Origin of the sequence: Bacillus sp. CR71, from assembly GCF_003429245.1 — a bacterium.
In the GTDB taxonomy this organism is placed as follows: Bacteria; Bacillota; Bacilli; order Bacillales; family Bacillaceae_G; genus Bacillus_A; species Bacillus_A thuringiensis_S.
In genome coordinates this window covers 501650-521845 of the sequence record NZ_CP031748.1, presented here as the reverse complement: position 1 = coordinate 521845, position 20196 = coordinate 501650, and the positions used below count along the sequence as shown (strand labels likewise).

Below are 20196 nucleotides of genomic sequence, written 5' to 3'. Positions count from 1 at the left end.
CCCCCTCTAATAGGACAAACCTGCCGGGAAATTCCCTGCAGGTTTGTTTTAATTTCTGTACATTAAATATCGTTCATACCACATATCTACGAAATCTGGTGCGAATGGACCTTTTCTTTGATGAATCCACTGTGTTAAATGTGCTACATTTCGTTTTAAAATTGTATCTATAACAGGTGGATACTGCATAATTTGACTATGTTTTTCATACTCATCTTCATCTAGAAGCGTATATGTCATATCTGGATACACTTTAATATCTAAATCATAATCAATATACTTTAATGCTTCAGAATCATACGCAAAAGGTGAGCTTAAATTGCAATAATAATATACGCCATCCTCCCTAAGCATCCCAATCACATTAAACCAATAGTTAGCATGAAAATAACAAATTGCTGGTTCGCGCGTAATCCATGTTCGACCATCTGATTCTGTAACTACTGTACGATCATTCGCTCCGATCACAAGACTCTGTGTCCCTTTTAAAATTGTTGTTTCTTCCCACATTCTATGAATGGAGCCATTATGTTTATAACTATGTATTTGTACTTTTTCTCCTTCTTTGGGAAATCCCATATATGCTCCCTTCTTTCAACTGCAAATGCCCTTTGAACGGCATTCACTTTTTTTCTATTATAACTTTTTTGTCAAAATTTTAAAACTAAAGGGATAAGACTCTATTTTCCACACTGAATATGCAGGAGGTTTATCGTTGAATACAATAATCCCCAATCTTCTCAGGAAACAAGGTTTGTATTGTATTATTTATAAAGTGAAACTTTAATCAGCCCTCACCAATCGGGCTTTTACGGGCAGCCCGCCCCCCACCTAACTTCTTTGCTTTCGCTGAATTTTGAGGTGGGGGTCTTACTGCCCGGCAAATAGCGGGATAAACGAGGACATGTAATAAAAAAAGCCCTTCTCTATTTGAAGGACTTTTCACCTGAGACAATGATATATCTTATCCTAAATTTGAAATCATTTTTTCAGTTGCAAAAGATTGGATTACACTATTTGTTTGTTCTTCAAATTTCTCATGTAACATCTTCAACGCTACTTCTGTTCTATATATTTCCTGACGGATAAAATGCAGTTCCTTTTTATCGCACATATCTTTTTCATTCATTTCAATTTGTTGATACTTCTCTAGATGTGCTTGTAACTTTAACAACTCATCCATCGTTTCTAATTGCTCCCCTACCAACTTATCAAAATCGTTCATTACTTACCCCCTTTGGACTTATTCATCAGTTATTATTCCTAATTACATATTTCTAATTGTTAACTTCCTTTTCCTTTGACTACATTTGTTGACTTATTAGAAGTTATGTCGTTCATTTTCTTTTCATTACAAAGATCCACACACAAAGAAAACACTTCTCTCGAATTGGAGAAGTGTTTTTCTTTCATTACTCGTTTGAACTAGAAGATTGTGATTGTTTTGCAGCTGACTTAGCATTTTGTTTTTTCACAGCATGCACGTCTGTTTCAGTTGCAAATTCTGTACCATAGCTAGCGTTTGCACTTTGTGCACCAGAAGCTTGTGCTTTCTTTGCTTCTGATTGTGCGTTTGCTTGTTTTACTGCTTGTACATTTGTTTCAGTCGCAAACTCTGTACCATAACTAGCATTTGTACTTTGAATGCTAGCACCAGAAGTTGCCTTGTTATAACCTTGTTGTTTTTTACTCATCTTTCTCACCTCCACAACCAATAATGTAACCAATTCACTTAGAGGCTATCCGTAATTTTATTTTGAATAATTTCCGCATATATCTTTTGTTACTTATTCAAACTATAAGAAATGGAGGTGGAAATATGTATATAGGACGCGATATGACTGAACTAACAATGGTTTCAAAACATGAATGGAAAGAAGATGAATTAGCTTATTTTCATCACTCACTACAACAGATTCTGCCTTATTTAAATGCAGAAGGTCAAAGTATTTACAAAGAAATTGTAGTAGAAATTGAATCAAGAGGCGGCTTACAAGAAGGTGAAGCTAGTTGGACTCATGGGACAAAAATTTCTTACGACTAAAAAAGTGTTCCCTAGATTGGGAACACTTTTTTATTTATTGTATTGTAATTTTCTCCACGCAATTTTCGTAAATAGTACGATGCGATTTCGAAAAAGGTAATTGCTCAAATGCTTCTTTCGATACAAATTTCAATGTATCTGTATCAACAATATTGCCAGTTACCTTTCCATAAAATACAAATATATCCCAAGTACGATGTGTAAACGTATGTTGTACATTCATTGCATATTCATCAATAGAAACCGCGAGTTCAAATTTTTCTTTCATATAATCTATAAGCTGTTCCTTCTGATTTCGAATACCTTCTCCAAGTTCAGCATTAGGAAACTCCCACATATTAGCTAACAAACCTGTACTTGGACGTTTATTAATAACGTAACGACCGTCTTCAGTTTGAAGTACTCCTGCAACAATAGGTACCATTTTAGGAGCTTTCGCTTTACTTTTTACTGGTAATTCTTTTTGAACACCTTCAGCATATCCTCTGCAATGCTCACGTACAGGACAAAGTAAGCACGATGGATTTTTAGGAATACAAATCAGTGCACCTAATTCCATCAATCCCTGATTAAAATAAGATGGGTTTTCTACTGAAATAATTTCACGCACAATCTCTTCAAAAACTTTTCGAGTCTTCGGTTTTGCAATATCATCCCATACTGATAAAATGCGAGATAATACACGCATAACATTTCCATCAACTGCCGGCTCTGGTATACCATATGCAATACTTAAAATAGCACCTTTTGTATATGGTCCGACTCCTTTTAACTTTTCAATTTTCTTTACATCACTTGGTACAACCCCGCCGTATACTTCTTTTACCTCTTTTACTGCCGCATGTAAATTACGTGCTCTAGAATAATATCCTAAACCTTCCCATGCTTTTAATACTTCTTCATCATCTGCGTTCGCTAACGCTTCAAGTGTAGGAAACTTCCCCATAAAATTTGCGTAATATGGTTTTACGGCTTCTACTCTTGTTTGCTGTAACATAATCTCAGAAACCCAAACGCGGTATGGATCTTTATTTTTTCTCCATGGTAAGTCGCGCTGCTCCTCTTCAAACCAACCAATTAAATCATTTTGAAACTGCTCTATATTAAATTTTTTTAGTATTTCAAGTGTCAAACTTGATCCCCCTCATTTTTTTGCATATAAGTACTATTATAAAGATTTTAGGAAAAAATTTAAGTAAGATGACATAGGAAATTGAAGGCAAAGGACTTGAGGTATCGAATAAAAAGAGTTACATTAATAAAAAACGGAGGTGGATTTTTATGGACACAGCCACTCACCTTGTTATGGGTATCACTTTAGGTAGCTTAGCAACATTAGATCCAGCCATAGCACAAAGTGATATTGGCCCACAAGCTGTTATGCTTGCTACAATTGCTGGTTCCAACATTCCTGACATTGACACAGTTTTAAAATTGCGTAATAACGCTAAATATATAAGAAATCATCGCGGAGTTACTCATTCCATTCCCGCGGTAATTCTTTGGTCATTTCTTATAAGTGGCATCTCTTTCGCCTTCTTTTCAGACGCTCCATATCTTCATCTACTACTTTGGTCATTTATTGCAGTCTTCCTTCACGTCTTTGTCGATATTTTTAACGCCTATGGTACACAAGCATTACGGCCTTTCACAAAAAAATGGGTCGCACTCGGCGTGATTAATACATTTGATACCGTAATTTTCTTTATCCATATACTTGCAATTGCTTGCATGCTCGTCGGTTCTCATAAAGGATACACAGCCTTAGCAGCATATATATTAATGATTATTTACTATATCGGACGGGTTATGATGCACCGAAATATAAGAAGCGTTGTACACAAACGTTTCAAAAATGTCGAAAAGATTATCATTTCTCCTTCTTACCGATTTTATCATTATCATTTAGCAGTCGTTACAGCTGATTATTACTACGTTGCGAGATGGCACCGTGGTAACATCATGATATATGACAAATTCGATCGGGTACCGTTCCCAGAAAATGATATTATGCGAGCAGCTAAACAAGATGAAAACATCTCGGCCTTCCTATCTTTCTCTCCTGTATATCGCTGGGATATTTTTGATCATGATCATTATTATGAAGTACGATTCATTGATTTACGGTATCGCAGTAAAGATTATTATCCATTTGTCGCGATTGTTCAGCTCGACCATAATTTAAATATTATTAGTTCCTATACAGGATGGATTTTTAGTGAAGAAAAACTTCGAAAAAAGCTGGAATTACTTCCACATTAAAAAAAGCGACTTAAGTCGCTTTTTTTAATGTTTCAAATGATCTTCTTGATTAATTAAATGGCTATACTTCGGATTATTTGTACGCATTTCATGAAGGCGTACACCATGATTATTAATCCATGATCGTACCACTTGCTCAGTCATTTCCTCACCTTGATAACGCCCTGATTTTGCATAAGTTGTTTGAAAATCTTCCCAAAGTAATTCAACCCACGCACGTGCTTGTCCGTAAGAAAGCTTGTCATTCTTATCTAATAATTCTTTCGTTAATGCTTCATAAATATCATTCATGTTCTAATCTCCTTTTCCCTATTTATCCCTTCATTTCTAAAGGATAGTTTCTTCTGTTTTGCACATTCTATAAGTGATACTTCTTAAAGAGGTATCAACTGATGATGAGGAGGGCGTTCGCAATGGGTAAACAAGCCGAATTTTGGTCTGAGTCAAAAAATAACAGCAAAATCGACGGTCAGCCGAAAGCGAAATCACGCTTCGCTTCGAAGCGACCTAACGGCACAATTAACACGCACCCACAAGAACGTATGCGTGCTGCAAATCAGCAGGAAGAGTAATACAGTTACAACCTAAAAAATTAACTTCCTACACGAGGTGATAAAGATGAGCTACCGTGATCGTTTAGATAGTCGTTCTGAATTATTTAACCATACGTGGACTCGTCCGAAACATGCGAAAGCGCAAGTTAACGGACAGACGCAGCAAACCCAGTCTCTCATTATATTGGCCAACGAATGTAAAAAACGCCAATTTTAGAATCTCCTATCTCCTTTAACGCCTACCAAAGATGAAAACCAGAGAGATATTTGCTCTCTGGTTTTTATTTTTCTTGCAATAAGGAAATTGGTATTCCAATCTCTTCATTATCATTTTGTTTATAACCCCAAGCGAATACCCCATTGAAGTAAGTAATTTTAAATAATATACCAGGTTCTTCTATTAATTCATATGTTTCACCAATATGGAATTTGTTTATATCAGTCATATAAGCGCGAGCCATTGCCATCTTTCTCATTAATACATCGAACTCATTTACAATTCCAAGCTGTTCAGCCTTTATTGCTTGCTCCTTCAAATCCCCAATTTCTTCTCTAAGCTCATGTGGTGTCATTTCACTGTAGCGTTTTGGCATATTCATCTCATTATTCCCCTCATCCCTCTTCACGTTTCATTTGTAAAAATATCTCTATCTCATCAATAGAGAATCCTTTTCGATATAACGCTTGTTTCATCTTGTTTTCAAATGTCCATCCATCATACTTCTTATATTTCTCATAATACTTATTCCCATGATAGTGTAACGCTTCTTGTTGCTTTTCGTCATCTCTTTCGTCTTTCAATTCTTCCAAACAAATTTGAATTACTTCTCTAGAATACCCTTTTCGAACAAGCATCTCATCCAACTTTAGCTTCATTTGTAAAAAAGAATGCTTTTGATAAGATTTTTTTTTCTTTTCTATGAGAAACAAGGCATTCTCAATTTGCTTTTCCTTCGGATATTCTTGTAAACTATGCATAATAATTAAATCCTGAACACCTTTATTTAACAACTCTCTTTTAATAACAGTTGGACCTTTTCGATTCACATTACTTTGCGTTCGCGTATATAAAACCGCGTACTCTTTATCATTAATATATCGGTCATGTAATAATTTCGAAACGACTTCAGAGATGATGGCCTGTCCCACTTCTTTTTTTCGTAAAAAATCTTCTATTTCTTGTTTTGTTCTCATTTGATAGGATAAATAGGAGATTGCTTGTAAATATGCTTTTTGTACCTCTTCATTGTACAAAATATTTCCTAACTCTATTTCATCAATTTCTAAGCCTTTTTGTAATCCATGTTTCATTAAGATTACTTGATCCACACTAAACCCGTACTCTTCACCTTGGCCTTTATCAATATAAATATTAAATCGTTCTTTCGATCGCTTTTGTACTTCTATTTTTGTAATGACAGCCATACTCTCACCTCCCTATTATTTTAACATAGTCGAGGAACATTTTTTCTTTTCAAGAATATATATAATGAGGAGGAAATGATTATGAAAATCGCAATTTCTGGTGGCACTGGTTTTATTGGTAAATACCTCTCTACTTTTTTTATTCAAAAAGGATATATGGTCTACATTCTTACTCGAAAGAAAACTACTAGAACCTCAAACCATAACCTTCAATACGTACACTGGACACCAGATTTATCTACCTTTCCACTCTCCTCTATCGATGTAGTCATTAATCTAGCTGGAGAATCTATCAATAGTAGATGGACAAAAAAACAAAAAGAAACAATATTAAACAGTAGAATTCAAACAACAAAAGGACTTATTCAACAACTACAAGTAATGGAAACAAAACCACATACATTTATTAATGCAAGTGCTATTGGATACTACGGAACATCTGAAATAGAGTCTTTTACTGAGCAACAAGAAACTCCCGGAAATGATTTTTTAGCAGAAACAGTATTTTTATGGGAGCAAGAAGCAGCTAAAGCATGTTCTCTCGGAATAAGAACAATTTACACAAGATTTGGCGTTGTATTAGGTGCAGATGGCGGAGCCTTGCCAAAGATGTTACTTCCCTATCAATTCTATATCGGCGGCACCATTGGTTCTGGGAAGCAATGGTTATCATGGATTCATATAGACGATGTCGTTCGTATGATGGATTTCATCATACACAAAAAAGAAATTGATGGCCCTCTTAATATGACAGCACCAACACCTATAAGAATGAAGGAATTTGGAAAAACCATCGCTGTCGCAACGAGAAAACCACATTGGCTGCCTGTCCCTTCATTTATGCTTCACGCCTTATTAGGTGAGATGAGCATACTTGTACTAGAAGGGCAACATGTATTACCTAGTAAAGCAATTAAACATGGATACCAATACACATTTCCGGCAATAGACCATGCATTACAAAATATACTTTCGCATACAATGTAGTACTTCTAAAACAAAATTTTACATGGGCCCTTTTAAAACTTTCATTTTCTAGGATCCGAAGCATTACCATACAAATAACCTTTCAGTTACTTTCCCTTAACTTCCATTAGCATTATAAAGTAACAGAAATGAGGTACCTATGAAAATATTGCTCAAACAAGCCATTGTATACCCTATTACATCTCCAAAGTTTCAAGGCGATGTACTCGTTACAGAAGAGCGAATTACCGAGGTCAAACCTTTTATTCAACCTACTCAAGATATGACCGTTATAGATGCACGGGCACTCCATCTCTTACCTGGCTTTATTGATGTCCATACTCACCTTGGTCTCTATGATGAAGGTACTGGTTGGGCTGGAAATGATGCCAATGAAACATCTGAAGTTTCAACACCACATATTCGTTCTTTAGATGGTATCCACCCTTTCGATATTGCCTTTCAAGACGCTGTGCAAAATGGAATTACAACCGTTCACGTTATGCCTGGTAGTCAAAATATTATCGGGGGTACTACTTGTGTAATAAAAACAGCTGGAACTTGTATTGATCATATGATTATTCAAGAACCTGCTGGTTTAAAGATTGCCTTTGGAGAAAATCCTAAAAAGGTCCATAGTAATGGAACGAAAGAATCCATAACACGTATGGGGATTATGGGGTTACTACGGGAATCATTCTATGAAGCACAACACTACGGGCACGAAGCTGATTTTCGAATGCTTCCTATTTTAAAAGCATTACGTCGTGAAATACCCGTACGTATCCACGCTCACCGAGCAGATGATATTAGTTCTGCGCTACGCTTTGCAACGGAATTCAACCTCGATCTACGTATTGAACATTGTACAGAAGGACACTTTCTTGTTGAAGAGCTTTCGAAACACAATTTGAAGGTTTCAGTTGGTCCCACTCTGACACGCCGTTCTAAAATCGAACTAAAAAACAAGACATGGGATACTTACCATATATTATCCAAAAATGGTGTGGAAGTTTCTATAACGACAGACCATCCTTATACACCCATTCAATATTTAAATATTTGTGCTGCTGTTGCAGTAAGAGAAGGGTTAGATGAGAAAACAGCACTAGAAGGAATCACCATATTCCCAGCGCGAAATTTGCGTTTAGAGGATAGAATTGGAAGTATCGAGGTTGGAAAAGACGCCGATCTCGTGTTATGGACTCATCATCCTTTTCATTATTTAGCCAAGCCTGTACTAACTATGATTGATGGAAAAATAATTTACAAAAAAAATAAAAAAAACTAGTTTATTTTTTTGACTAGATAAAGTATTATACGATTATAAACTGAATGAAACCATAATCAATTTGTGTCGTGATTATCATTTTCAAATTGATGAATGGGGAAGGCAAATGGTGCGCCACCAGCGTTAGAAACTGGTTCTAGTGGGTTCGATTCCCACCCCGAAATTTTTTAAAGATTGATATAAAAATTTCGAGGGTGGGGTGTTTTTTCGTCATGCTACCCTCGTGTGAGGAGGAGTTAGTATGTTGAAAAAACGCGACTTACACGACAGCCACGTTCTATACGAGTTAATGGTGGATCCAGCTGTCTTCCCTTTTGTGCGTCAAAAGGCTTATTCTTATGAAGAATATTTATTCTTAACGAAACAAACAATTGAAGCTGAAGAGCGTGGTGAATTAATTTCACGCACAATTTTAGATGAATGGGGTAACCCCATCGGAACAATTACTTTATTTGATGTGCAAGAAAAAGCTGGGTTTCTCGGGACATGGCTCGGCAAACCATATCATGGAAAAGGCTATAATAAATTAGCAAAAGATTCATTTTTTAGTGAACTTTTCTATGAATTAGATATTGAAACAATCTTCATGCGTATTCGTAAAATAAATATTCGTTCTATTAAAGCTGCAGAAAAACTGCAATATGTAAATCTAGCAAACGAAACAAGAAAAGCCGTATATGATGAAATTAACGCAAACGAAGAAGTATATAACTTATATGAAATTCCAAAAGATCAATACACACTTGCTACAATGCGAGATACAACCTTCCAAGATGCTCATCAATTAAAAGAAGCATAATCTAAATTTTCTGAAATGATAATCAATCATTAACATTTTCCATATGCGTATATCCCCTCATGTCTTTGGAAACGATAAATAGTAACTTTAAGACACGAGGTGATTTGTAATGGATAAAAAGAAACGTGATAAAGCAAAAAATACATTATCTAGTACACAAGAAGTTCTCTATCAACGAGAATTTCAAAAAGCAGATCGTGCAGCAGGATATCGCTCGAAAAGCATTTAAAGTGAAAATGAATAATTAGAAGTTTCCCCCCTAATTATTCATTTTCATTACATAATTTTCTCGACTGATAGAAGTAAGCAAAAAGGACCCTTATACATAAGGGTCCTTTTTGCTGTGGACAACTTTATCCACAAAACCAACGAAATTGTTAGTAATTTTCAAAAACATTTAATATTTTTCTATATTAAAGTATATATCAGCTGTTTTAATTGTGGATATTTTTCTAAAAATTGTGGACAATGTGGATATAGTTGTTAATATTCCGACTTTACTGTTTAATGAAAGCGCAATCCTTTTGTGGATAACTAGCTGAATTTTCTTTGAAAATAATAAAGAACCCTCTTTACATATACAAAGAGGGTTTCATATTAAGTAAAAGATTGTGCAAGAGCAGGTGATTTAATAGGTATATGCCGCGGTTCTGCATGATTTTCTGCCAAAATTGCATCTACAATATGACCAGCTGGCTCTGGAAGATAGATGCTTTTCATTGCTTCTTTCATTTGAAGAAGCTTCACATCATCTTGTAATAATGCCTCTGTTTTTGCAAAAACCTCACTATCATCGCGAATGACAACTGCTGCTCCTTTTTTTTCAAAGTACATCGCATTTTCATTTTCTTGTCCTGGAACAGGTTTATATAAAATGACAGGTACTTGCAACGCTGCTGCTTCACTTAATGTTATTCCGCCTGGCTTCGTAATCATACACGAAGTAACTCGGAATAATTCATCAATATTTTCAACATACCCAAACACTTTTAATGCATCGGAATTTTGATTCTGTAAACTTAATAAATCCTGTTTTAAAGCTTCATTTTTCCCACAAACGACAACTACTTGTAAATTAGGCACTGACATAAATGATTGGCATAGTTCTTTTACATTTCCTAATACCCCATGAGCACCTGCTACAATTAGTAAAATCTTTTTATTCTTACATAACTGATATTTATTATATATGATGTCTGGATTTACCTTTAACTCAAAACTACTCCGAATTGGAATTCCTGTTTCAACAATTTGTTCCGCAGGTACACCGATATCAACCATCAATTCTTTCACGTGATCCGTTGCAACAAAATAACGATCTACTTCTCGATGAATCCATATTTTGTGCACGCAAAAATCAGTTAATACGTTATAGACAGGAATTGAAATCCCTGTTTGTTTCTTCAATTCTGGTACAGCGATAATTGGAAATGTATTAATTACAATATCTGGTTTCTCCACCTGTAACAGTGTTTTCAAACGTTTTCTTCCAAAGTTCGCATACCAAGATGCTATTTTCTTATCATAAATTTTTTCTACCCCGTAATAAAACAAACGATATAATTCTTTTCCTATTGTATAACTTTTTAAATATAAATATTTTGTAATGTCAGTTATAAATGGATGTGATTCTCCAAACAAGTCGCATACAATAACATCTTCAATTCCTTTTTGGCGAAATGTTTGTTCTAATGTTTTTGCTACTTGCACATGACCATTACCGTAATGTGCAGTTAATATTAAAACCTTGGGGTTTTTTATCAAACAAATCCACTCCTAGCTTTTTGTTTCTCCATATTGCATATACGACAATAGGAAAAACATTTTCCTTAAAAATTACATAAACAGATTCTAATAATTCCCTTTTCAGCTATGTACCTGTCGTGGATATGCAAAGCATATAAGATTGACCCCTTAATCCTATCTGTGCTCATATCTTTACATTATACTTTCCTATAAGAGCTTTCGCAATAACTTACAAATGTTCTCTATTCCATGATACTCACTCTTTTACTTCTTAATTCTTTTTACTATTTTGATTTCCCTTTACAATTATGTAAATTTCTCCACTTATTCCGTACAAAATTATGGATATTCTACTTTCAGTATACTCTTTTATCAATATATACTCTAGATTTTATTGTAAAGAAAGCAAAAAGCCTAATCCAATATTTGGATTAGACCGCTTGTAAAATATGTTTAGCATGTTCTACATTTTTCTCAGTAGGTGGTTCTACATTTGCGAGTGGATACTTATGTCCAAGCGCCTCCCATTTATATACACCAAGCTTGTGATATGGTAACACTTCAACTTTTTGAACATTAGACAGACTTTGAATAAAGCTAGATAGTTTTTGTAGATCCTCTTCATTATCCGTAACACCAGGAACTAATACGTGTCGTACCCAAATCGGTTTATCCTTATTCGATAAATAACGAGCGAATTGTAAAATATGTTCATTTGGTTTCCCTGTTAATTTACGATGCTTTTTGGAATCGATATGTTTCAAATCCAATAAAACTAAATCTGTATAATCCATTAAAATATCTAGCTTACTTTGGAATTCTGGTTCCTCAGAATAACAACCACCCGAAGAGTCGATTGTTGTATGGATACCAGCCTCTTTACACTTTTTAAACAACTCAATTAAAAAGTCTAGCTGTAATAATGGCTCTCCACCGCTAACTGTTATACCGCCTCCGGAGGCTTCAATAAATGGAAGGTAACATGTCACATCCTGCATCACTTCTTCAACTGTTATTTCTTTACCTTTACCGATTTCCCAAGTATCAGCATTATGACAATATTGACAACGTAATAAACACCCTTGTGTAAATATGACATAACGAATCCCTGGGCCATCAACAGTACCACAAGACTCTACAGAATGTATTCTTCCTTTTACCATGTTACTTCCTCCTTTATTGAAACAGCCTCCCTTCGCTATATATTAAGAGCGAAGGGACACTTTTTTCATTTACATGCTTTCATGCATTGTACGGTTAATTACATCAATTTGTTGTTCACGAGTTAATTTAATAAAGTTTACAGCGTAACCAGATACGCGAATTGTTAATTGTGGATATTTCTCAGGATGTTCCATTGCATCCATTAATGTTTCACGATTAAATACGTTAATATTTAAGTGATGGCCTTCTTTTACTGCATAGCCATCAAGCATAGATACTAAGTTACGTACTTGTACATCATCTTCTTTACCAAGTGCTTTTGGAATAATAGAGAATGTATTAGAAATACCATCTTGTGCATCTTCATATGGTAATTTAGCTACAGATAATAATGAAGCTAATGCACCTTTTGTATCACGTCCGTGCATTGGATTTGCACCTGGTGCAAATGGTTCTCCAGTACGGCGTCCATCTGGAGTGTTACCAGTTTTCTTACCGTATACAACGTTAGATGTAATAGTTAAAATTGACATTGTATGAACGGAATTACGATATGTTTTATGTTTACGAAGTTTATTCATAAATGTTTTCACGAGATTTACAGCGATTTCATCTACACGATCATCATTGTTACCGTATTTAGGGAAGTCTCCTTCAATTTCGAAGTCCACTGCAATACCGTTTTCATCACGGATTGGTTTTACTTGTGCGTATTTAATTGCACTTAATGAGTCTGCTACTACAGATAGACCCGCGATACCTGTTGCCATTGTACGAAGAACATTCGTATCATGAAGTGCCATTTCAATACGTTCATAGCTATATTTATCATGCATGTAATGGATAACATTTAGTGTGTTTAAATATAGACCCGCTAACCATTCCATTGTCATATCAAACTTATGCATAACTTCTTCGTAATTTAATACTTCAGAAGTAATTGGTGCGTACTCAGGACCAACTTGTGCTTTTGATTTTTCATCTTTACCACCGTTAATCGCATATAATAATGCTTTCGCTAAGTTTGCACGAGCTCCGAAGAACTGCATTTGCTTACCGATTCTCATTGCAGATACACAACAAGCAATTCCGTAATCATCGCCGTAATCAGCACGCATAATGTCATCATTTTCATATTGAATTGCTGATGTTTTGATGGACATTTTCGCACAGTAGTTTTTAAAGTTCTCTGGTAATTGTTTAGACCAAAGAACTGTTAAATTCGGTTCTGGAGCTGGTCCTAAATTATCTAATGTATGCAAGAAACGGAATGAGTTCTTTGTTACTAATGGACGACCATCTAATGCAATACCACCGATAGATTCAGTTACCCAAGTTGGGTCACCAGAGAATAATTCATTATAATCAGGTGTTCTTGCGAATTTCACAAGACGTAATTTCATAATGAAGTGATCTACAATTTCTTGTACTTCTTCTTCTGTTAAAGTACCATTTGCTAAATCTCTTTCAATGTAAATATCTAAGAATGTAGAAGTACGTCCAAGACTCATTGCAGCTCCGTTTTGCTCTTTAATCGCCGCAAGATATGCGAAGTATAACCATTGGAACGCTTCTTGTGCATTTGTTGCTGGTTTAGAAATATCGAAACCATGAGAAGCAGCCATTTGTTTTAGTTCTTGAAGTGCACGCATTTGCTCAGATAATTCTTCGCGTAAACGCATTGTATCTTCGCTCATTACACCGCCAGTTAAATTTAAATCAGCTTTTTTCGCTTCAATTAAATGATCAATACCATATAATGCTACGCGTCGATAGTCACCGATAATGCGTCCACGACCGTATGCATCTGGAAGACCAGTAATAACGCCTGATTTACGTGCATTTCTCATTTCTGGTGTATAGGCATCGAATACACCTTGGTTATGAGTTTTTCTCCAATCTCTAAAAATACGACTAAGTTCTTTGTCCATTTCGTATCCATAAGATTCACAAGCTTGCTCCGCCATACGAATACCACCATATGGTTGTAAAGAACGTTTAAATGGTTTATCAGTTTGGAAACCGACTACCTTTTCAATATCTTTATTTAAGTATCCTGGGTCATGTGATGTAATAGAAGAAACAATTTTTGTATCCATATCAAGAACGCCACCGTTTTCACGTTCTTTTGTTGTTAAATCCATTACTTGATCCCAAAGTTGTTTCGTTGCTTCAGTTGCTTCTGCTAAGAAAGATTCGTCTCCTTCGAAAACGTTTACATTATTTAAAATGAAATCGCGAACATCAATCTCTGCTTTCCATTTTTCACCTTTAAAGTTTTCCCATGCGTTTTTAACATTTTCTAATACTTGAGTCATCCTAATCTCCTCCATTTTTGATTAGTACAGGACTAAGATTTTTTATATAACAGCTTACACACTTAGAATACTACTTTTTTAAGAAAGTGAACGAAATAGTTGTGACATGTTTGTGAAAAGTTGAGCAAACCACTATATATATAGTGGTAACTTCATTTAAAAGTCTTTAAAATTAACCCTTTCCTTAATTGTATTTTTTTGGTATTCTTATATACGAGTCCTATTTTGTAATATAAGAACAATACCCATTGTAGAGCTGTAATACTCTTATCTCCTAATCTGTTATAGTTTTTATAACAGAACAAAAAAGTGTACACATGTTGTACACTTTTTTGTTACTTCTATAAAACATCTCTTTTTCTATTGCCATCATAGAATCCGCCACGATTGTCTGTTAATGCAATTATTTGCTCTAGTCCCTCTATATGATCACCTATAATTCGAAGTACAGCTGGAGGATGACCTATTTTTGCAAAATGTTCACTGGGACGAATACGGTTCATCTTATCAACCTCAACACGATATACACACGCAATTTCAAATCCAGAAAGAAGAGCCTTCACTTGTGCTACACAAGGTGACAATAAAGATTTATACCCAATTGCTTTCAAACACTTGTGGCTAAATGCATTAGGTACCGCAATAAGTGATCCTACCCCTAAATCCTTTCTATCACAAGCTAAATTTAGTGCATACTTAAACGCAGTTACAAGATGAAGTGGTACTCTTAGATCTAAATAATGATTTAAATCATTTAATGCGACGTCCTTTCCATCTGCAATAGCTTTTGCAAAAGGATATAGCTCCCTAGCTGGAATAACAAAATCACCATCTATAAATAACACAATTTCTCCTTTTGCAAAATAAGTTCCAAGTGAACGCCCTACATCGTTTCCAAGGGCTTCTTTATATACAATTGTCGTTGCGCCCTTGTCTTTTGCAATCGTTGCTGTTTTATCTGACGAACCATTTACGACGACGATGATTTCAAAAGGTTCAATTTTACGAAGCTCTTCTATAACGTTTCCAATTGTTTTCTCTTCATCTTGTACAGGAATAACAACCGATAGTTGCTTTCCTTTATACAAATTGGATGTAACGCCCCCTCCTTGATAAAAATCTTCGAAATTTAAAGTATGATAGACGCTATTCCTTTTCCTATTTCCATCATAATATCCCCCGCGTGTATCACTGCTTACTATCCGTTCCGCAACAGCTTCTATATGATCACCTATCATTCTTCTTTCAGATTGAGAAAGGCTCGTGCCATATGCAGCATGTTCAACCGGTCGAAATTTATTCGGCGTAATAACATCAATAGCACAATGACGGCTAATTCTCCATTTACTTTGTGCTATACGTAAATGAGCTACAATAGGATTAACTAAACATTCGTATCCAATACTCTGGACGACTTCTTTCGTCAACGCATGAGGTACAGATAATAAAGAATCTATTTTTAATTCTTCACGCTCTAACATTGCATTTAATATTTGACGCCACACTGTAACAGAATGGGGTTTTTGTTTCTTTAAAAACAATGCGTCCAAATTATTTAAAACGATGTCAGTCTGATCATGTAAAATCGGATTAAGAAACAATTGTAATTTTGAAGTTGGAATAGCAAAGTCCCCATCTATAAATAGTAATACATCACCTATCGCATATTTTGCGCCAACTGCACGTCCAACATCGTTTCCTAATAGTTCTGTATGCCTGATTACTTTACATCCTAACCGATTAGCAACCTCTTCTGTACCATCATTACAACCATTTGCTATTACAATAATCTCTACTGGATTTAACGGTTTTACCGATTGAATAACGTCTGAAATTGTATCCACTTCATTACTTGCAGGAATAATAACTGATAGCGACTTAGCCATTGTTTTCTTCATGAAACCACTTAATAGTTTCTTTCAATCCTTGTTCCCACGTTACTGTCGCTTGAAATTGAACAAGCTCTCTTAACTTCGTTACGTTCGGCCTTCTATTTGGAATTTCTTCAAAGCCATGTGGATATACTTCCTCAAAAGGAACTTGTATAATTTTTGAAGAAGATTTCGTTAGTTTTTTAATTGTTTCTGCTACTTCTTTTATACTCTTTTCGTTCTCGGAACCTATATTAATAATCTCACCATTTACCTTCTCATCCATTGCTCGAATCGTTGCCTCTACCGCATCACTTACATACGTAAAGCAACGTGTCTGCTTTCCATCTCCATATACGAGAATATCTTCTCCTTGCAGGGCCGCACTGATAAATCGCGGGATTACCCCTGCATACGGACCATCTTTCGCTCTTGGACCATAAATATTAAAATAACGAACAATTGTTACCGGTAAACCTTCTAATGCGTAGCCTAAACATAATGTTTCTTCTAATGTTTTACACACTGCATAACTCCAACGTATTTTAGAAGTTGCCCCGTACAATCGGTCCCCTTCTTCTGAGAAAGGCGGTTTGCCCTTGCCATATACTTCGGAAGTAGATGCAAAAACTACTTTCTTCTTTCCTTTTAATGCTGCTTGTAAAATGTTTCTCGTTCCATCAAAATTCGTTTCAATGAGCTCTATACTTTTTTCCATTGTCGTTTTAACACCTAAAATTGCTGCTAAATGAAACACTACATCATGTTGATTTACTAACTCATAAATAGAATTTTTGTCTAAAACACTTATTAGAATAACCCGCATCTCTCTCATTAGCTCATTATGATACTTATTTTTCCCTTTATAGAAGTTATCCACAATCGTGACTTCATAACCCCTTCTCACCAACTCTTCAGCTAAATGAGATCCAATAAATCCGGCCCCACCTGTAATTAAACATTTCTTACTCATACACTCACCTTCTTTATAATTCCCCTTGTATCTATTACTCGGTTCATTCCTTTAAAAAGCTTCCAATCGATATTAGAATGATCAGTTAAAATTAAAATACAACCTGCCTCTTTAACTGTTTGTTCATCCAAGGCAACGGATTGATACACCTTATCTCCAATTTCTGCAGAAGAAATATATGAATCATGGTATTTTATCTTGTATCCTTCTTTTATTAGTAATTGAATAATTGGCAAAGCCGGTGATTCCCTCAAATCATTTACATCTTTCTTATACGCGATTCCTACAATTAAAACTAGTCCGGGTGATTGCACCATGCCCTTTACTTTCCGGACAATTTTCTCTGGCATTTCTTCATTAATTACATGTGCCGCCTCAATTAATTGACTAATTGCCCCATTCTTTTTTATTCTCCATTGAAAATATAAAGGATCTACGGGAATACAGTGCCCCCCTATCCCTGGTCCTGGCCAATACGGAGTAAATCCAAACGGTTTTGTAGATGCCGCTTCAATAACCTCATAAAAATCAATCCCTAAACTTTCACATAGTGTGTTTAACTCATTTACTAAAGAAATGTTAACTAAGCGCTGAATATTTTCAAATAGCTTACACATCTCTGCTACTTTCGGAGAGCTAACAGGTACAACTAAGTCAAAAATGCTACTATATAAATCCTGTACTTTTTGTTTGCACTTTTCTGTTTGTCCACTAATAACTTTTGGAATAGCTTGAACTGAATATTGACTATTTGCTGGATCAATTCTCTCAGGAGAATATCCAATATAGAAATCTTCTCCTACCTTTTTGCCGGCTTGAGAAATAATAGGAATAATAACTTCCTCAAGTGTGCCTGGGTATGTGGAACTTTCAAAAATGAAGGTTTGTCCTTTTTGGAGATTTTGTTGTATATAATGCGAAGCTGAAATGAGGGCACTTAAATCTGGTTCTCTTCGTTCATTAATTGGAGTTGGAACAGTAACAATAACATAATCACTATTTTGGAAATCAGTAATACCTTTATCTGGTGTATTTACTATTAATTTATTTTTAGTCAATAAACTTTGTAACACTTTAGAAGAAACATCTGGAATATAACTTTCTCCTTTTATAATCGATTCTATTTTTCTAGTATCTTTATCTAATCCTAGTACGGTATATCCTCTTTCTGCAAAATGGACTGCTAAAGGAAGACCAACATACCCTAATCCAATAATAGCTACTTTACTACTAGCATTCATCTGTATTCTTTTCTTCCTTTCTCAATTGTTGAATAATGTCTCTATCGCGATCTCCATCCGTAAAACTCCCACGTTCGTCTGTATATTGTAATAGATAAGCAATCGCCTCAAGTTGATCACCGAAAATACGGTCAAATGCCGGAATACGTCCATTTACAAACCCATGTTGCTCCGGGCGTACCCGATTGGTTTTTATAACATCTACAAATTCTACTGCTGTAATAGAAAAAACCTCCAAAATAGCTTTCATTTGGGCTAATGGCGGAATAACAAGCGAGTCATATCCTATTTTCTCTATTACCCTTTTATGCATAGCATGTGGTACTGCCGTTAATGAGTTATTCCATAAATCCGGTCTTTTCGCTACTAAATTCACAAAATATTTCCCCATACTAATTGGATCTGCAGGATGAAACATATCTAATAAGCATTGTAAATCATTTAAAACCACGTCACTTCCATCTTCAACAGCTTGCAAAAATGGAGTGAGTTTTTTTGCTGGAATAACAAAATCACCATCAACGAATAAACAAATATCTGCCGTAGCATGCATGGCACCTATCGCTCGTGCTACATTATGTCCAAGCGCCTTCGTAAATTCAACAACAATAACATTTTCTAGCTTTGCGTGTTTAACAGTCTCAAAATCTGCGCCATTCGCGACAACAATAATTTCATCTACCCCTGCTTTTTTCACTTCTTGTATAACAGATCTTATCGTCATTTTTTCTTCTGACACTGGTATAATCGCACTATATTTCGCTTTTTCCTTCTTTAATACAACGGGTTTATAGTTCCCTATAAACTCTCTATCCCTGTTTCCCTCCGAAAAACCGCCGCGTTTACCATATGTTTCGATTACGTATTGTAAAGCACGTAAATGATCACCCATAATACGGCTAGTCGCTTTCGGATAAGGAGAACCAGGTGATGTTCCCGTATGCACAGGACGAACCTTATTTGTGTGAATTACATCGACCGAAGCCGTATCAACAATATCTACTCCTCTAGACATCGCCATCGCTTGAAATAGTGCTGGATCTGCTAAATTCCACCACCCAAGTTTCTCGATAACTTTCCTGTTCATCGCATGTGGAATTGCGATTAAAGATCCAACAACAAGCTCCTTTTTATTCAAATAACGATTCAACATGAACTTTCCAACTGTCGTATAATGTGGTCTCATCTTTAAATAAACCGACCATGTTAAATTATTCACAACAATTTGATGCCCTTGTTGAATCCCTTTCACGAAACGTTGTAACTCTTTACTATCAATAACAATATCACCATCTAAAAACAAGACAATTTCACCTTTTGCTTCTCTAGCTCCAATAGCCCGTCCAACATCATTGCCAAGAGAATGTTTATAATAAATCATGTGACAATGATGTTGTAACGCTATTTCTTTCGTCCCATCTGTTGACCCATTATCTACCACGATAATTTCGTAAGGCTCGAGCTTCTCCACTTCTACTAAAACTTGCGATAAAGTACTCGCTTCATTGTGCGCTGGAATAACAACTGATACTCTCATACTTG

22 protein-coding genes and 1 pseudogene are annotated in these 20196 nt (G+C 35.4%); 8 read left to right on the top strand and 15 right to left on the bottom strand.

From position 1 onward, the window contains the following. Positions 1-48: 48 nt before the first annotated feature. The 3 genes from DOS87_RS02720 to DOS87_RS02710 all read right to left on the bottom strand — a co-directional run bounded on the left by DOS87_RS02720 (position 49) and on the right by DOS87_RS02710 (position 1694). Positions 49-579, bottom strand: coding sequence for a nucleoside tri-diphosphate phosphatase (locus DOS87_RS02720; RefSeq protein ID WP_000506625.1), 531 nt, complete (start codon positions 577-579; stop codon positions 49-51). Positions 580-964: 385 nt separating this feature from the next. Continuing rightward, positions 965-1225: a YgaB family protein gene (locus DOS87_RS02715; RefSeq protein ID WP_000997574.1), complete on the bottom strand. Its 261-nt coding sequence runs from the start codon at positions 1223-1225 to the stop codon at positions 965-967. 187 nt (positions 1226-1412) lie between these two features. Continuing rightward, positions 1413-1694 (bottom strand): gamma-type small acid-soluble spore protein, encoded by a 282-nt coding sequence (locus DOS87_RS02710; RefSeq protein ID WP_000039034.1) that lies wholly within the window; start codon positions 1692-1694, stop codon positions 1413-1415. A gap of 125 nt (positions 1695-1819) precedes the next feature. On the opposite strand from DOS87_RS02710, the gene DOS87_RS02705 reads away from it, so the two are divergent. Beyond that, complete coding sequence (locus DOS87_RS02705) at positions 1820-2044, top strand: hypothetical protein (RefSeq protein ID WP_000275441.1); 225 nt, start codon at positions 1820-1822, stop codon at positions 2042-2044. Between the two features lie 34 nt (positions 2045-2078). On the opposite strand, the gene mutY is transcribed toward DOS87_RS02705, so the two are convergent. Continuing rightward, positions 2079-3176 carry an A/G-specific adenine glycosylase gene (gene mutY, locus DOS87_RS02700; protein WP_000171380.1) on the bottom strand — a complete coding sequence of 366 codons (1098 nt, stop codon included), beginning with the start codon at positions 3174-3176 and terminating at the stop codon, positions 2079-2081. A gap of 149 nt (positions 3177-3325) precedes the next feature. Here mutY and DOS87_RS02695 point away from each other — a divergent pair, with 149 nt between their 5' ends. Then, positions 3326-4306 (top strand): metal-dependent hydrolase, encoded by a 981-nt coding sequence (locus DOS87_RS02695; RefSeq protein ID WP_000379114.1) that lies wholly within the window; start codon positions 3326-3328, stop codon positions 4304-4306. A 24-nt stretch (positions 4307-4330) separates the two neighbouring features. Here the strand turns inward: DOS87_RS02695 and DOS87_RS02690 are convergent, their stop codons facing one another. After that, entirely contained in the window at positions 4331-4597 is a 267-nt protein-coding gene (locus DOS87_RS02690) for a YfhJ family protein (RefSeq protein WP_000998159.1), read from the bottom strand. A 122-nt stretch (positions 4598-4719) separates the two neighbouring features. Here DOS87_RS02690 and DOS87_RS02685 point away from each other — a divergent pair, with 122 nt between their 5' ends. Together DOS87_RS02685 and DOS87_RS02680 are read left to right on the top strand one after the other, a co-directional pair. After that, entirely contained in the window at positions 4720-4878 is a 159-nt protein-coding gene (locus tag DOS87_RS02685) for a small, acid-soluble spore protein K (protein ID WP_000517891.1), read from the top strand. Positions 4879-4924: 46 nt separating this feature from the next. Continuing rightward, positions 4925-5077, top strand: a complete 153-nt coding sequence (locus DOS87_RS02680; protein WP_000122093.1) for a YpzG family protein — start codon at positions 4925-4927, stop codon at positions 5075-5077. 64 nt (positions 5078-5141) lie between these two features. Here DOS87_RS02680 and DOS87_RS02675 read toward each other — a convergent pair whose 3' ends face one another. Together DOS87_RS02675 and recX are read right to left on the bottom strand one after the other, a co-directional pair. Beyond that, positions 5142-5459, bottom strand: a complete 318-nt coding sequence (locus tag DOS87_RS02675; RefSeq protein ID WP_001057028.1) for a YfhH family protein — start codon at positions 5457-5459, stop codon at positions 5142-5144. Between the two features lie 13 nt (positions 5460-5472). Beyond that, positions 5473-6285 carry a recombination regulator RecX gene (gene recX, locus DOS87_RS02670; protein ID WP_000268512.1) on the bottom strand — a complete coding sequence of 271 codons (813 nt, stop codon included), beginning with the start codon at positions 6283-6285 and terminating at the stop codon, positions 5473-5475. A gap of 81 nt (positions 6286-6366) precedes the next feature. On the opposite strand from recX, the gene DOS87_RS02665 reads away from it, so the two are divergent. The 4 genes from DOS87_RS02665 (at position 6367) to DOS87_RS02650 (ending at position 9570) form a co-directional block, all read left to right on the top strand. After that, positions 6367-7272, top strand: coding sequence for a TIGR01777 family oxidoreductase (locus tag DOS87_RS02665; RefSeq protein WP_000684388.1), 906 nt, complete (start codon positions 6367-6369; stop codon positions 7270-7272). Positions 7273-7411: 139 nt separating this feature from the next. Next, on the top strand, positions 7412-8542 hold the full coding sequence (locus DOS87_RS02660; protein WP_000698293.1) for an amidohydrolase: 1131 nt from the start codon (positions 7412-7414) through the stop codon (positions 8540-8542). Positions 8543-8783: 241 nt separating this feature from the next. After that, on the top strand, positions 8784-9341 hold the full coding sequence (locus DOS87_RS02655) for a GNAT family N-acetyltransferase (protein ID WP_000914737.1): 558 nt from the start codon (positions 8784-8786) through the stop codon (positions 9339-9341). Positions 9342-9450: 109 nt separating this feature from the next. Beyond that, positions 9451-9570 (top strand): YfhE family protein, encoded by a 120-nt coding sequence (locus DOS87_RS02650; RefSeq protein ID WP_000358482.1) that lies wholly within the window; start codon positions 9451-9453, stop codon positions 9568-9570. Positions 9571-9938: 368 nt separating this feature from the next. Here the strand turns inward: DOS87_RS02650 and DOS87_RS02645 are convergent, their stop codons facing one another. From DOS87_RS02645 to DOS87_RS02610, 8 genes and pseudogenes are all read right to left on the bottom strand, one after another. Beyond that, positions 9939-11105: a diglucosyl diacylglycerol synthase gene (locus DOS87_RS02645; RefSeq protein WP_000594686.1), complete on the bottom strand. Its 1167-nt coding sequence runs from the start codon at positions 11103-11105 to the stop codon at positions 9939-9941. Between the two features lie 413 nt (positions 11106-11518). Further along, positions 11519-12250: a pyruvate formate-lyase-activating protein gene (gene pflA, locus DOS87_RS02640; protein WP_000238468.1), complete on the bottom strand. Its 732-nt coding sequence runs from the start codon at positions 12248-12250 to the stop codon at positions 11519-11521. A 69-nt stretch (positions 12251-12319) separates the two neighbouring features. Then, positions 12320-14569: a formate C-acetyltransferase gene (pflB, locus tag DOS87_RS02635; protein WP_000195467.1), complete on the bottom strand. Its 2250-nt coding sequence runs from the start codon at positions 14567-14569 to the stop codon at positions 12320-12322. 152 nt (positions 14570-14721) lie between these two features. Continuing rightward, a pseudogene (locus tag DOS87_RS02630) lies at positions 14722-14942 on the bottom strand (hypothetical protein). Next, positions 14911-16455, bottom strand: coding sequence for a glycosyltransferase family 2 protein (locus DOS87_RS02625; protein ID WP_142330509.1), 1545 nt, complete (start codon positions 16453-16455; stop codon positions 14911-14913). Before DOS87_RS02625 ends, DOS87_RS02630 begins: the two are co-directional and overlap by 32 nt. Then, positions 16448-17413 (bottom strand): UDP-N-acetyl-alpha-D-glucosaminuronate decarboxylase, encoded by a 966-nt coding sequence (locus tag DOS87_RS02620; RefSeq protein WP_000037051.1) that lies wholly within the window; start codon positions 17411-17413, stop codon positions 16448-16450. The genes DOS87_RS02625 and DOS87_RS02620 overlap by 8 nt, the downstream gene beginning before the upstream one ends. Next, entirely contained in the window at positions 17410-18654 is a 1245-nt protein-coding gene (locus DOS87_RS02615) for a nucleotide sugar dehydrogenase (protein ID WP_000994265.1), read from the bottom strand. The genes DOS87_RS02620 and DOS87_RS02615 overlap by 4 nt, the downstream gene beginning before the upstream one ends. Continuing rightward, positions 18644-20191, bottom strand: coding sequence for a glycosyltransferase family 2 protein (locus DOS87_RS02610; protein WP_003309053.1), 1548 nt, complete (start codon positions 20189-20191; stop codon positions 18644-18646). Before DOS87_RS02610 ends, DOS87_RS02615 begins: the two co-directional genes overlap by 11 nt. Positions 20192-20196 lie beyond the last annotated feature (5 nt).